Here is a 14190-nt window from a genome sequence, read left to right as displayed (position 1 = left end):
CTCAGTGCTTGCTTTGCGAAGCGTCGCCGACGACGACCGACGCATCGCCACCGTTAGCCGCTTGCTGCGCCTGGAACTGCGCAAGACGTTGCTCGTAGAGCGCCTGGAAGTTGATTTCCGCGAGATGGATCGGCGGGAAGCCGGCACGCGTGACCATATCAGCGATGTTCGAGCGCAGGTACGGGAACAGGATCGTCGGGCATGCGATGCCGAGCAGCGGATCGAGCTGTTCGTTCGGAATGTTGCGGATGTCGAAGATGCCGCCTTGCTTGGCTTCAACGAGGAACGCAACCTTGTCCTTGACCTTCGCCGTGATGGTGCCCGTCACCATGCTTTCGAACACGCCGTCAGCGAGCTTTTCAGCCTTCACGTCGACCTCGACTTCGACCGACGGCATTTCCGTTTCAAGGAAAATACCCGGCGAATTCGGTTGCTCGAGCGACAGATCCTTCAGGTAGATGCGCTGGATATTGAAGAACGGCTGGTTATTCTGGTCTGACATGAAAATTCCTTGGTGGAAAAACAATAAAACGTATGCCGCGCAACCATGACAAAGCGCCTGGCAGGGAGGTCAAGCCCCGCAAGGCGCACTCGGATTTTTCAAACTCCCGGTGCGTCGCGCCGGTCGCCGCTGCAGCGGCGGACGGCGCGCGCCCCGCGGTCAGGCCGTTTGAAGCAGCGGTACGAGACCACCGCGGCGATCGAGCGCCGACAGGTCGTCGAAACCGCCTACGTGCTGCTGACCGATGAAGACCTGCGGGACGGTGCGTCGACCGGTCCGCGTCATCATCTCTTCGCGCCTGCCCGGCTCGCGGTCGATCAGGATCTTCTCGATATGCTCGACACCGCGCGCCTTCAAAAGGCGTTCGGCCATCTGGCAATAGGGGCAGACCGTCGTGCTGTACATCACGACCTTGTTCTCGACCTGTGCTTCGCTAGCGCTGCTGCTCATGTTGCGGGCTCCTTATTTGACCACCGGCATGCCGGCAGTTTGCCACGCCTCGATTCCCCCCTGCAGCGTATGGACTTCCGCGTAACCCGCTTCCGTCAATACCTGTTCCGCCTTGCGTGAACGCTGGCCGGTCTGGCACACGAGCAGCACGGGTGCGTTCTTGTTCTTGCTGATTTGTGCGGCCTTGCCCGACAGCTCTTCGAAAGGAATGCTGCGCGCCTGCGGCAGATGGCCCTTCCCATATTCTTCAGCTGTGCGCAGATCGAGCACGACGGCATTGCGGCGGTTGATGAGCTGCGTCGCGTCGGCCGCCGACAGGCCGTGCCCGCGCCGCGTGATCGTCGGCCAGGCCAGCATCACGCCGGAAATGACCGCAATCGCGATCAGCGCCACATTCAGGTAATTCGTAAAGAAGCTCACAAAAGTCCGCTCGGTAGGGTGACGAGCGCGCATTATAAAATATCTGCTTGACGCCACGGCTCGCCGACTTCGATCATTTAAAGTTCGATGCGCGTGCAAATCGTGCGGCGCTGCACCGGCATGCAAGCCCATGCGATCGCGGCGCCCTCGCCCGCACCGTCCGGGCAGCGCGAAAGCGTCGTGCCAGCCGGCCTCGTGCCGGGTTTTGCCGTCTTACCCGTTCAACCCCCGTATCACCCTCGGAAAGCACATCCCATGTACAAACTGGTCCTGATCCGCCACGGCGAATCGACGTGGAACAAGGAAAACCGCTTCACTGGCTGGGTCGACGTCGACCTGACCGAGAAAGGCGCAGACGAAGCGCGCCAGGCCGGGCGACTGCTCAAGGAAGGGGGCTACCGCTTCGACATCGCCTATACGTCGGTGCTCAAGCGCGCGATTCGCACGCTCTGGCACGTGCAGGACGAAATGGACCAGATGTACATCCCGGTGGTCCATTCGTGGCGCCTGAACGAGCGCAGCTACGGTGCGCTTGCCGGCCTGAACAAGGCCGAAACCGCCGCCAAGTACGGCGACGAGCAAGTGCTGATCTGGCGCCGCAGCTACGATACGCCGCCGCCCGCGCTGACTGCGGAAGACGAGCGCGCACCGTACAACGACCCGCGCTATGCGAAGGTGCCGCGCGAGGAACTGCCGCTGACCGAATGCCTGAAGGACACCGTCGCGCGCGTGCTGCCCGTGTGGAACGAGTCGATCGGACCCGCAATCAAGGCCGGCAAGAGCATCGTGATCGCCGCACACGGCAATTCGCTGCGCGCACTGATCAAGTACCTCGACAAGATCTCGGACGACGACATCGTCGCGCTCAATATCCCGAACGGCGTGCCGCTCGTGTATGAGCTCGATGCCGATCTCAAGCCGATCAAGCACTACTACCTCGGCGATGCCGACGCGATTGCCAAGGCCCAGGCGGCCGTGGCGAATCAGGGCAAGGCGGCTTAAGGCGACTTGAAGTGACGTGGCGTAGAGCGACTCGATGCGGCTGACGGCAGCGCGTGTCGCCCTACATCGCACCACATCGGCTTACATCGATTCACGCGGCCGCAATCAGTCATCGAGGCCGCGTGGCCCCGTCCATTACCGTGTTTTGCAGCGGGCGGGCGGCACCAATTGCGACACAGGGCGCCGCTCGACGCGCTGTATCGCAATGAATATTGACCGCACGTAAACCCGCATGACCACCCTTGAGAGCCGCGCCAGGCCTTATTTGCGAAATGACGGTCCAGGCGCGCCCCGTGCTATTGCGAACCTTGTGAGACGCGTTGCGTCGAACCCAACACCCGATGCGGCCCCCACGACACGCCCCCCGCGTACCCCGTGAAAGCCGATGGCATCGGGCAAATGCGGGGCTTGCCGACGGCAATGCTGCGTTGATCTTCGTTATACTGCCTGCAACGGCGACGCCGCCGGCCGTTTTATCTTTCTGATCTCTATGCGCAAATACGTGAAACCTCTGGCCTTGATTGTGGCCGGCCTCATGACTGGTGCGTTGGCCACCCACCAATTCAATGCCGTTGCCGCGACGCAACCCGATAACACGTCAGCGCCCTTGCCGCTCGACCAGTTGCGCACCCTCGCTGAAGTCTTCGGCCAGATCAAACATGATTATGTCGAGCCGGTCGACGACAAGAAGCTGCTGACCGCGGCAATCAAGGGGATGGTCTCGAGCCTCGACCCCCACTCGTCGTATCTCGACAAGAAGGACTATCAGGATCTGCAGGAACAGACGCGCGGACGCTTCGCGGGTCTGGGCATCGAAATCGGTCAGGAAGACGGCCTGATCAAGGTGATCTCCCCGATCGAAGACACGCCGGCGTTCCGCGCCGGGATCCGTCCGGGTGACCTGATCACCCGCATCAACGACAAGCCCGTGCGCGGCATGACGCTCGACCAGTCGGTCAAGCAGATGCGCGGCGAACCGGGCACGAAGGTCACGCTGACGATCTATCGCAAGAGCGAAGAGCGCACGTTCCCGGTGACCGTCACGCGCGCTGAAATCAAGATCCAGAGCGTCAAGGCGAAGATCGTCGAGCCCGGCTATGCATGGGTGCGCGTCACGAGCTTCCAGGAACGCACTGTTCCGGATCTCGCCGCGAAGCTTGAAGACCTCGCCAAGCAAGACCCGCATCTGAAGGGTCTCGTGCTCGACCTGCGCAACAACGGTGGCGGCCTGCTCCAGAGCGGCGTCGGTGTCGCCGGCATCTTCCTGCCGAACGACTCGGTCGTCGTGTCGACCAACGGTCAGATCCCCGACTCGAAGCAGGTCTACCGCGATACGTACTCGGATTACCGTCTGCCGTCGTTCGACGGCGATCCGCTCGCGAACGTGCCGTCGATCTACAAGACGATCCCGATGGTGGTGCTGACGAGCCCGTACACGGCATCGGCGTCGGAAATCGTGGCCGGCGCGCTCAAGGATGATCACCGCGCAATCACGATGGGCAAGACGACGTTCGGCAAGGGCTCGGTGCAGACGGTTCGCCCGCTGACCTCCGACACCGCGCTGCGTCTGACGACGGCGTACTACTACACGCCGTCGGGCCGTTCGATCCAGAACAAGGGCATTCGCCCGGATATTGCGGTCGACCAGTTCTCGGATGGCGACCCGGACGACGCGCTCGTCACGCGTGAAGTGGACTACTCGAATCACCTGGCCAACACGCAAGACCAGAACGAGCAGGCCGAACAAGAGAAGCGCGAACAGGAACGCATGGACGCGTTGCGCGAGCTTGAAGAGAAGAACGACAAGCTCACGGCCGCCGAGAAGGAAAAGCAGCGTAACCGCGCGCCGGTCGAATTCGGCAGCAAGGACGACTTCATGCTCCAGCAGGCGCTGAACCAGCTGCAAGGCAAGCCGGTCGTGCGCTCGAAGTCGCCGTTCGAACGTGTGTTCGCGCAAGACGACTCGAACTCGAAGCCTGAAGCGGCGCCTGCAGGTGCCTCGTCGGCACCGCCGGCAGCACCCGCTTCGTCGGCTTCGTCGCCGCTGCCGGTGTCGGCACCGACGGGTCAGCTGAGCAAGTGATCGTGGCGATGACTGCGCGGCGGTTCGCGCGCAGTTCGTCGAGCAGTTTGCCACGCAGTTTTCCAGGAGCGCAGCAGGGTCAGTTTCAGCCGCAGGCGTCTGACCACCCGTTCCAAAGCTCAGAAGTAAAATAACGCGGCCGGTGCGTCATGCACCGGCCGCTTTTTTATTGCGGGCCCGCTGGCCCCTTGTGATGAACGACGATCAACTGCTCCGGTATTCGCGCCATATCCTGCTCGACGAAGTCGGCATCGAGGCGCAGCAACGCTTTCTCGATGCGCATGCCCTGATCATCGGGGCGGGCGGCCTGGGGTCGCCCGCTGCGATGTATCTCGCCGCTGCAGGCGTCGGACGGCTGACGCTTGTCGATGAGGATACGGTCGACCTGACCAACCTCCAGCGTCAGATCGCGCACACGACGCGCGCGGTCGGTGAACGCAAGGTCGATTCGGCGCGCGACACGCTGGCCCGGCTCAATCCGCAAACCGAGGTGACGACCGTCTCGCAGCGCGCCGATGCGGCACTGCTCGACTCACTCGTTCCGCACGCGACCGTGGTGCTCGACTGCACGGATAACTTCGTCACGCGCCATGCGATCAACCGCGCCTGCGTCACGCATCGCGTGCCGCTGGTCTCAGGTTCCGCGCTACGTTTCGACGGTCAGATCTCGACCTTCGACGCCCGCAATGCACAGTCACCGTGCTATGCGTGCATCTTCCCGCCCGATGACGCCTTTGAGGAAGTCGCGTGCTCGACCATGGGCGTGCTCGCCCCGGTCGTGGGTATCGTGGGTTCGATTCAGGCAACGGAAGCACTGAAGGTCATCGGTGCATTCGGCACGCCGCTCGTCGGCCGCCTGCTGATGCTCGACGCCCTGACGATGCGCTGGGACAGCTTCGAGGCGCATCGCCACGCCGATTGCCCGGTGTGCGGGCACGCGGAACCGTAATCGCGCCGGTGCTCTTTCAGAGGCCGACTGTGCGAGCCCCCACCCATCGGCCGCGTTAGCGAATGCCTGCGAATTTGCATGACGCACTCGACGGTGCGCCATGGCACCCCGACGTTCAACACCTTTCGGAGACGCTTAGCAGCGTTCCAGTCGTTTCAGCGCCGCAAGCTGCTCGTTCGGCTCGAACGCCGCGAGCACATCCTGCACGTGACGCTCGACGGTCGGAATATGTGCGCGCAGCACTTCCTGTTTGACCTCGAGCAACTGACTCGGATGCATCGAAAACTCGGTGAGTCCCATGCCGAGCAGCAGACGCGTCAACGCGGGATCGCCGGCCATTTCACCGCAGACCGACACCGGCACGCCCGCGCGCTTGGCTTCGCGCAGCGTATGCGCGATCAGGTGCAGCACGGCCGGATGCAGCGGGTCGTAGAGGTGTGCAACCGCATTGTCCGCGCGATCGATCGCTAGCGTGTACTGGATCAGATCGTTCGTGCCGATCGACAGGAAGTCGAGCCGGTTCAGAAACATCGGCAACGCAATCGCCGCCGCCGGAATCTCGATCATCGCGCCGACCTTGACGTTGCGGTCGTACGGTTGTCCGGCGAGATCGCATTGCCGTTTCGCTTCGGCGATCAGATCCAGCGTCTGATCGATCTCGCGTGCATGCGCGAGCATCGGAATCAGAATCTTGATCGGCCCCAGCGCGGAGGCTCGCAGAATGGCGCGTAACTGCGCCAGGAACATTTGCGGTTCCGACAGGCTGTACCGAATGGCGCGCAAACCCAACGCCGGATTGGGCGCCACCTCGTAGTCATCGCGGCTTTCATCGCGGTCACGATAGTCGAGCGGCTTGTCCGCACCCACGTCAATGGTCCGGATCGTAACGGGATGCCCGCCCATTCCGGCAACCACACGGCGATACGCTTCGAACTGTTCCTCTTCGCCAGGCATATGGTTGCCCTGGTTCATGAACAGGAACTCGGTGCGGAACAAGCCGACACCCACCGCTCCCGCGGCAACCGCCGCGGCGGCGTCGTCGGGCAACTCGATATTCGCGCACAAATCGATATTCGTGCCGTCGACCGTTTGCGCCGGCGCGAATTTCAGGCGTTGCAGCTTGCGCTGTTCGAGCGCCTTTTCGCTCTGGCGATACGAATACTCCTCGAGCACGATCGGCGCCGGATCGACGATCACGATGCCCTGGTCGCCGTCGACGATGATCAGGTCGTTCTGGCGGATCAGTGCGCTTGCCTGTTGCACACCCACTGCGGCCGGTATGCCAAGACTGCGCGCCACGATCGCCGTATGCGACGTGCGTCCACCGAGATCGGTCACAAACGCACGAAACGTCTGCGCCTTGAATTGCAGCATGTCGGCCGGCGCAATATCGTGCGCGACCACGATCATCTCTTCGTTCTCGGCTTCGGCGCCGAGTTCGTCGGGTACACCCGGTGCACCGGCGAGTGCCTTGAGCACGCGCTCGACCACTTGTTCAATGTCCGCCTTGCGTTCGCGCAGGTACTCGTCTTCGACGTCATCGAACACGCGGCCCAGCAATTGAAGCTGTTCGGTCAGCGCCCATTCCGCGTTATAGCGGCGCGTACGAATCAATTCAACGGTCGCTTCAGCGAGCATCGCGTCGCGAAGGATCAGCGTATGGACGTTAAGAAATGCGCCCATCTCGCTGGGTGCATCGGCAGGGAGGTCAGCGCGCAGCGTATCGAGTTCGAGTTGAACGACATCTTGTGCCGTGCAGAATCGGCGGACTTCCGCTTCGACCTGATTGGGCTCGACAAGATAATGATCGACGTCCAGCGCAGCGGGCGCGATCAGGTAGGCCCGTCCGATGGCGATGCCTCGGGAGACCGGAATACCGTGCAGCGTGAACGACACGCGCGCCTCCTTGATAGGTTTGTTGTTTGGCGCCAGCGGTACTGGGCAGCGTGGCCTGCGAGACTCGCAGGTACTGCACCGCGTCAAAGAATCGACTTCCGCATCCAGGCGCAGAAGTAGACCGCTCGACGCATTATAAGGTTCGGCACATGTGCATCGCAGCCTACACATGAGGCTTGCGGGGCCTTACATCGATTCTTTTTTTACAGCCGTCTTGCGCCGCTTATTGGCATGCGTTCTGTAAGCCCTTCCTGCCCGCATTAACGGCATGCGAGCGCCACGGCTTGAGGCGCGAATACGGTCGTCAAGCGAGATACGCGCGGGGCAACCGGCGATTCTCGCGTTCACGGTTCGTGCGGAAGCAAAGGCAGGCCGCGCTGACGATCCCGCCTGTCGAGTTTGTGCTTACTGACCTTCGCCGAATTTGTCGGCGATCAAGGCAAGCATGGCCTGCATCGCGTCGGCTTCATCCGGGCCATCGGTTTCGATTTCGACTTTTGCACCGATGCCTGCTGCCAGCATCATGACGCCCATGATGCTCTTCGCGTTGATGCGACGACCGTTCCGCGTCATCCAGACTTCCGATTGGAAGCGTGCGGCCAGTTGTGTGAGCTTGGCCGAAGCCCGAGCATGCAATCCCAGTTTATTGACAATGGTCGTTTCTTGTTGAAGCATGGTGCTCGGTTTCAGTAGCGGGTTCGCAAGGAGTCAGAAGGGAAGCCAGCGGAGCGGGCGCCGGCGGGGCAACGCCCTGAATTCCCTTGGCGCCGCCCGACAGGGCTTTGTCGACAAGCGTATCCAGCGGCGTGGAACGATAACAGACCGCGCGCACCAGCATCGGCAGATTGACGCCGGCGACGACCCGCACATCGGGCAGCGACGACAATCGGCCTGCGATATTGGCCGGTGTCGCACCATAAATATCGGTGAGCACCAGCACGCCGTTTTCCTCTCGAAGTCTTTCGACTTCAGCGCTCGCGTTGCTCAGTTGTTCGACCGGGTCGCAATTCGGCGTCACATCGATCACGCCGATACGTGCGGGAAGCCCGCCGTAGATATGCGAAATACAGTCGCGTAGTGCGCTCGCAAAAGGCGTATGCGCAATAATCAGTATGCCTGCCATGATTGCTCGGAATTCCGGATTCCGTCCTTTCGCCCCGATTGTACTCGCGCGATCGCAACCGGCCTGCCTCCGGACGGTTCGGCGTCCGGGGCGCGGCTATCTGCCAACAGTCCGCTTGACGCCGTCGGGCAGCCATTGTCGCGCTTTGTCCCGATCGATGCCCGCCGGCCGTCCGGCGCGGCGTGTCGGCTGCCGCGCGTCTGGCTCATGCGTTCAAGCGATGCATTCGCGTCGTGCTCTTAGTGCTCGTTTTGCTCGTCGTGCCTTTACGCCGGTTCGCCGACCTTGTTCTGGCTGACTGCCGCTTCGAGCGCGTCGATCAGCATGCCCGCCACGTCAAAACCCGTCTGGTCCATGATTTCACGGAAGCAGGTCGGACTCGTGACATTGACTTCCGTCAGCCAGTCGCCAATCGAGTCCAGACCTACCAGCAGCAGGCCGCGTGCCGCGAGGACCGGCGCCAGCGTTTCGGCAATCTCGATGTCACGCTTCGACAGCGGCTGGGCAACGCCCAGACCGCCCGCCGCTAGGTTGCCGCGCACTTCGGTGCCTTGGGGAATACGGGCCAGCGAGAACGGCACCGGCTTGCCGCCGATCAGCAGAATGCGCTTGTCGCCCGCCTTGATCTCGGGGATAAAGCGCTGCGCCATGATCGTGCGCGCACCGTTGTCCGACAGCGTTTCAATAATCGAGCCGAGATTCATCGCGTCTTCCTTGACGCGGAAAATCCCCATCCCGCCCATGCCGTCGAGCGGCTTGAGGATCACGTCGCCATGCTCGGCGTGGAACGCGCGAATCCGGCTTGCATCGCGCGTGACCAGCGTCGGCGCGACGAATTGCGGGAATTCGCCAATCGCGAGCTTCTCCGAGTGATCGCGGATCGCCTGCGGGCGATTGAAGATCCGGGCGCCCGCGCGTTCGGCGAGTTCAAGCAGCCACGTCGACGTCACGTATTCCATGTCGAACGGCGGATCCTTGCGCATCAGCACCGCGTCGAACTTCGTAAGCGGTGTGACGACCGGCGTCTCCGCGCGATACCAGACATGCGGTTCGTGATTGCGGTGGTCGCCGATCAGCGTGATCTCGCGCGTACGCGCTTCGACGACGCCCGCCGAATACGCAAGCTCAGACGGTTCGCAGGTATGAATCCGATAACCGCGGCGCGCGGCCTCGGCCATCATCGCGTACGTGCTGTCCTTGTAGATCTTGAAGTGGTCGAGCGGGTCCGCGATAAAGAGAATGTTCATGTCGGCCTGTGTTGTCGCCTGGATGTTCGCCTGAGCATCGCTCAACAGGCGAGGGGCAGTCGATAAATGGACGAGGCGCCGGCGCTCAGACCTGAATCGCCTCGGGGTCGGTCTTCTCGAGTTCGATCGACGAAGCGAGCAACGCGAGCCGGGCCACGACACCATACAGATAGAAGCGGTTCGGCGGCGCGGCACCCGGCTTCGCATGCACGTCGGGCAATGCGGCATGCTCGAACGGCAGCGGCACGAACTTCATGCCCGGCGCGTTGAGATTCTCTTCGTTCGTGCGCGCATTGTGCACACGATAGAACCCACCCACGACGTAGCGGTCGATCATGTAGACGACGGGCTCGGCGACGGCATCGTCGACGCGCTCGAAAGTCTGCACCCCTTCCTGCACGATCACGTTGTGAATCTCGACGCCGTCCTTGCCCACCGCCATGCGGCTGCGTTCACGACGGTTCAGGCCCGCGACCTCCGACGCATCGCGCACAATCGTGACGCCCATGCCGTACGTGCCTGAATCGGACTTGATCACCACATACGGCGCATCTTCGATGCCGTATTCGCGATACTTGCGCGCTATTTTGCGCAAGATCGCGTCGACCGTCTCAGCGAGCTGCTCTTCGCCCGTGCGGGCTTCGAAATCGACACCGCTCACGCTCGCGTGATACGGATTGATCATCCACGGGTCGATATCGAGCATCTTCGAGAAGCGCTTCGCGACATCGTCGTAGTGGTTGAAGTGATTCGACTTGCGACGCGTGCTCCATCCCGCATGCAGCGGCGGCAGCAGATATTGCTCGTGAAGGCCTTCAAGGACCTCAGGCGTGCCCAGCGACAGATCGTTATTGAGCAGAATCGAGCACGGATCGAAATTCTTGAGCCCGAGCCGGCGCTGCGAGCGCTCGAGCGGCTCGATCACGATCTTCTGTCCGTCGGCGGCCGTCAGCGAAAGCGGTTCACGCAGTTCGTCGTCGAGCGCGCCGAAGCGCACGTTGAGGCCCGCCTGACGCATGATCGCGGCGAGGCGCACCATATTCTCGAGATAGAACGTCTGGCGGCCGATGCCCGCATGCCGCTCAGGAATCACGAGCAGATTCTTCGCGTCGGGGCAGATCTTTTCGATCGCAGCCATGGCGGCTTGCACCGCCAGCGGCATGACCTCGGGCGGCAAATGATTGAACCCCGACGGGAACAGGTTCGTATCGACCGGCGCGAGTTTGAAACCCGCGTTACGCAGGTCCACACCGCAATAGAACGGCGGTGTGTGCTCCATCCACTCGAGGCGCAGCCAGCGCTCGATAGCCGGCGTCGCATCCAGGACGCGCTGTTCGAGGTCGAGCAGCGGACCATCGAGCGCAGTAACAAGGTGCGGAACCATGGAATTCTCTGTACGGGGGAACGACGATTGTAGGGTATTCGCCCTGCCCATCTGGGGATGACCGGTCGGTTTGCAAGTGTTTTATGCAGAATGACGCGATCAATATGCGGAATTAGGGGATAAATAAAGCTGACAAACTGACTTGCAACATAAATTGTTAGCGATTCGTAATATTTGACGGTGCAAAAGCGGCCAGCAACGAAAACGGCCCATCGAAGTGGGCCGCTGCGTCAGTCGTCTCCAGGGGGAGGCTTTCGCCAACGAAGACCCGGAGCACACGGTTTGATTATAGGGAGCGGCGTTGCGCGCCTCAATGCGATGACCCAAACATGATCGCTTTAGACAAAAAAGGCCCGCCAGAAGGCGGGCCCGAATACCGCGTTGCTACCCCGATAAAACCTTGTTGCTCGCATCGGCGCAGGCTGTGCTCCGACGTGATGCGACTTATTCGACGTGTTCGCCGTGGAGCGTCACATCCAGACCTTCGCGTTCTTCTTCTTCCGTCACGCGCAGGCCGATGACTGCATCGATGATCTTGAGCAGGATGAAGCTCACGACACCGCTGTAGATCAGCGTGGTCAGCACGCCCTTGACCTGGAGCAGCACGCTCGAGTCGAGGCCGCTGATGTCCTTGACCGCGAACACGCCGGTCAGGATTGCGCCGACGATACCGCCCACGCAGTGCACGCCGAACGCGTCGAGCGAATCGTCGTAGCCCATCTTCGACTTGAGCCACGTAGCCGACCAGAAGCAGACCACGCCTGCGATGATGCCGATGGCGAGGGCACCCATCGTGCCCGTGAAGCCCGAAGCCGGCGTCACTGCAACCAGGCCGGCGACTGCGCCCGAAGCGATACCGAGCACCGACGGCTTACCCTTGAAGATCCATTCAGCGAACATCCATGCGAGTGCGGCAGCCGCCGTTGCGACTTGCGTCGTCAGCATCGCGAAACCGGCACGGCCATCTGCTGCGACTGCCGAACCTGCGTTGAAACCGAACCAGCCCACCCACAGCATGGCTGCACCAACCAGCGTCAGCACGAGGTTGTGCGGTGCCATGACTTCACGGCCATAGCCAACACGCTTGCCGAGCACCAGGCAGCACACCAGACCAGCGATACCGGCGTTGATGTGAACGACCGTACCGCCTGCGAAGTCGAGAATGCCAGCGGCTGCGAGCCAGCCCGTCGGTTCCCACACCATGTGTGCGATCGGCGAGTACACAATGATCGACCAGAGCGTCATGAACACGAGCATGGCCGAGAACTTCATACGGTCGGCGAACGCGCCCGTGATCAGTGCCGGCGTGATGATCGCGAACGTCATCTGGTAGCACATGTAGACCGACTCAGGAATCGTCGTCGCGAGGTGGCTGACCGTCAGCGTGGTCGCCTTGTCGCCCTTCACGTAGGCGAGACCGTTGAGGAACACGCGCGAGAAGCCGCCGATGAACGCACCGCCCGGCGTGAACGCGAGGCTGTAGCCGACGACGACCCAGACGATCGTCACGACGCAGGTGATTGCGAAGCTCTGCATGAGCGTCGCCAGCACGTTCTTCTTGCGGACCATGCCGCCGTAGAACAGTGCGAGGCCCGGGATCGTCATGAACAGCACGAGTGCGGTCGACGTGAGCATCCACGCCGTGTCGCCGCCGCTGATCTTCGACGAATCCACCATGACCGGTGCCGTCGGGGCAGCCGGTGCGGCATCCGAAGCGCCCGATGCCGGAGCGGCAGCGGCGGCGCTTGCATCCGAAGCAGCGGCAGCGGCCGGTGCGCTTGCGTCAGCAGCCGGCGCGCTGGCGGCCGGTGCGGCTTCGGCGGACGCGGCCGCCGGAGCAGACGCGTCGTCGGCGAGTGCGGAGCTCACGCCCGCTCCCATCAACGAGCCCGCCATGAAGAGGGCTAGCAAAAATTTACGCATGGTCGATATCCCCTGTTTCTTAGAGAGCGTCCGCGCCGGTCTCGCCGGTGCGAATGCGAATGACTTGTTCGATCGGCGTGACGAAGATCTTGCCGTCACCGATCTTGCCCGTACGTGCTGCACGTTCGAGCGCTTCGATCGCTTGCTCGACGATGTCGTCGGACACAGCGGCTTCGATCTTCACCTTGGGCAGAAAATCGACCACGTATTCCGCGCCGCGATAGAGCTCGGTATGGCCCTTCTGACGGCCAAAGCCCTTGACCTCGGTCACCGTGATGCCCGAGACCCCGATGCTCGACAAGGCCTCGCGCGCCTCATCGAGCTTGAAGGGCTTGATGATTGCTGTAATCAATTTCATAAAAAACTCCGTCAAAGAGTGTGCGAAACGGATGAATGCGTTCTTACCTCGACGGCTGCCGGGCGCTTTGGCCCCGGCCGACGCCGCCGCGTTCAGGCTTCAGCCCGATCGCGACGGTGTTTGCACGCTTTCAGGGCGGTCCATTCCCTGAAGCGCGACGTGTTCGATGAGCTCCTCACTGACATGAATGACTCGCCGCCGTGCCGCGGCAGGTAACAGCAACCTCTATGCCAATTTGATGAAAATAAATCGGCAATATTGTCGGAAGCCGTATCAACATCCTCATTCGCAAGGAGAAAGCGGCCTCGCGGGCAAAGTGCGAACGAGGGCGTGCAGGGGTCAGAGTGCGTGACGCTTCGTGCTACAGTTGTTCGCATGGACATCGGAGAGCCGCTCCGATGCTTCGAACACGGGCATCGATGCACCATGCTGGCGCTCACGGCCAGAGCTCAGGAACGGTTCAGGGGCGTACGCACGGACGCTGTGCGTGACGCCTCGAAGCGATGCATGCAAGGAGAATTCAAATGAAACCGAATGAAGCATTTCAAGACATCCAGAACAAGATCGGCGAGCTGTTTCGCAACTCACCGGCCAAGGATGTCGAGCGCAATGTGAAGGCAATGCTCACGCAAGGGTTCGCGCGGCTCGACCTCGTGACGCGTGAGGAATTTGATGTTCAGGCCCAGGTGCTGGCGCGTACGCGGGCACGGTTGGAAGAGCTTGAGCGTCGGGTAGCGTTGCTCGAGCAGAAGATTTCGGCGCCTGAGGCGCAGTAAGGTTTAACGAAGGCTTGCGTAAGGCGAGCCCGTTCGGGCTCGCGTCCCCCCCCCCATCCAATTCGTTGGTCGCTTCT

The 14190-nt window shown here is 61.8% G+C and carries 14 protein-coding genes; 4 read left to right on the top strand and 10 right to left on the bottom strand.

The annotated features are described in order from the left end of the window. Position 1: 1 nt before the first annotated feature. The 3 genes from secB to ACMFWR_RS02940 form a co-directional block, all read right to left on the bottom strand. Complete coding sequence (secB, locus tag ACMFWR_RS02950; protein ID WP_413193552.1) at positions 2-502, bottom strand: protein-export chaperone SecB; 501 nt, start codon at positions 500-502, stop codon at positions 2-4. Between the two features lie 159 nt (positions 503-661). Continuing rightward, positions 662-952, bottom strand: a complete 291-nt coding sequence (gene grxC, locus ACMFWR_RS02945) for a glutaredoxin 3 (protein ID WP_413193551.1) — start codon at positions 950-952, stop codon at positions 662-664. A gap of 12 nt (positions 953-964) precedes the next feature. Then, on the bottom strand, positions 965-1372 hold the full coding sequence (locus tag ACMFWR_RS02940) for a rhodanese-like domain-containing protein (protein WP_413193550.1): 408 nt from the start codon (positions 1370-1372) through the stop codon (positions 965-967). A gap of 255 nt (positions 1373-1627) precedes the next feature. Between ACMFWR_RS02940 and gpmA the strand changes: the two genes are divergently transcribed. The 3 genes from gpmA (at position 1628) to ACMFWR_RS02925 (ending at position 5406) form a co-directional block, all read left to right on the top strand. After that, the gene (gene gpmA, locus ACMFWR_RS02935) at positions 1628-2374 is read left to right on the top strand and encodes a 2,3-diphosphoglycerate-dependent phosphoglycerate mutase (protein WP_413193549.1); all 747 of its coding nucleotides are present in this window, start codon (positions 1628-1630) and stop codon (positions 2372-2374) included. Positions 2375-2864: 490 nt separating this feature from the next. Beyond that, positions 2865-4457 (top strand): S41 family peptidase, encoded by a 1593-nt coding sequence (locus tag ACMFWR_RS02930; RefSeq protein ID WP_413193548.1) that lies wholly within the window; start codon positions 2865-2867, stop codon positions 4455-4457. Between the two features lie 193 nt (positions 4458-4650). After that, positions 4651-5406: a HesA/MoeB/ThiF family protein gene (locus tag ACMFWR_RS02925; protein WP_413193547.1), complete on the top strand. Its 756-nt coding sequence runs from the start codon at positions 4651-4653 to the stop codon at positions 5404-5406. Between the two features lie 135 nt (positions 5407-5541). Here the strand turns inward: ACMFWR_RS02925 and ptsP are convergent, their stop codons facing one another. The 7 genes from ptsP to ACMFWR_RS02890 form a co-directional block, all read right to left on the bottom strand. After that, positions 5542-7302 (bottom strand): phosphoenolpyruvate--protein phosphotransferase, encoded by a 1761-nt coding sequence (gene ptsP / locus ACMFWR_RS02920; protein ID WP_413193546.1) that lies wholly within the window; start codon positions 7300-7302, stop codon positions 5542-5544. A 405-nt stretch (positions 7303-7707) separates the two neighbouring features. Beyond that, the gene (locus ACMFWR_RS02915; protein ID WP_413193545.1) at positions 7708-7977 is read right to left on the bottom strand and encodes an HPr family phosphocarrier protein; all 270 of its coding nucleotides are present in this window, start codon (positions 7975-7977) and stop codon (positions 7708-7710) included. Next, positions 7946-8425, bottom strand: coding sequence for a PTS sugar transporter subunit IIA (locus ACMFWR_RS02910; RefSeq protein ID WP_413193544.1), 480 nt, complete (start codon positions 8423-8425; stop codon positions 7946-7948). Before ACMFWR_RS02910 ends, ACMFWR_RS02915 begins: the two co-directional genes overlap by 32 nt. A gap of 266 nt (positions 8426-8691) precedes the next feature. Further along, positions 8692-9672 (bottom strand): glutathione synthase, encoded by a 981-nt coding sequence (gene gshB, locus ACMFWR_RS02905; RefSeq protein ID WP_413193543.1) that lies wholly within the window; start codon positions 9670-9672, stop codon positions 8692-8694. An 85-nt stretch (positions 9673-9757) separates the two neighbouring features. Beyond that, positions 9758-11056: a glutamate--cysteine ligase gene (gene gshA, locus ACMFWR_RS02900; RefSeq protein WP_413193542.1), complete on the bottom strand. Its 1299-nt coding sequence runs from the start codon at positions 11054-11056 to the stop codon at positions 9758-9760. Positions 11057-11500: 444 nt separating this feature from the next. Beyond that, positions 11501-12979: an ammonium transporter gene (locus ACMFWR_RS02895; RefSeq protein WP_413193541.1), complete on the bottom strand. Its 1479-nt coding sequence runs from the start codon at positions 12977-12979 to the stop codon at positions 11501-11503. A gap of 19 nt (positions 12980-12998) precedes the next feature. Beyond that, positions 12999-13337 (bottom strand): P-II family nitrogen regulator, encoded by a 339-nt coding sequence (locus ACMFWR_RS02890; protein ID WP_121082910.1) that lies wholly within the window; start codon positions 13335-13337, stop codon positions 12999-13001. Between the two features lie 524 nt (positions 13338-13861). Between ACMFWR_RS02890 and ACMFWR_RS02885 the strand changes: the two genes are divergently transcribed. Next, positions 13862-14113 carry an accessory factor UbiK family protein gene (locus ACMFWR_RS02885; RefSeq protein WP_413193540.1) on the top strand — a complete coding sequence of 84 codons (252 nt, stop codon included), beginning with the start codon at positions 13862-13864 and terminating at the stop codon, positions 14111-14113. The last annotated feature ends 77 nt before the right edge of the window (positions 14114-14190 follow it).

Source organism: Pararobbsia alpina, assembly GCF_965118125.1.
In the GTDB taxonomy this organism is placed as follows: Bacteria; Pseudomonadota; Gammaproteobacteria; order Burkholderiales; family Burkholderiaceae; genus Pararobbsia; species Pararobbsia alpina_A.
The sequence above is the reverse complement of the archived record's forward strand: the minus strand, read 5'-3'. Positions and strand labels throughout refer to the sequence as shown.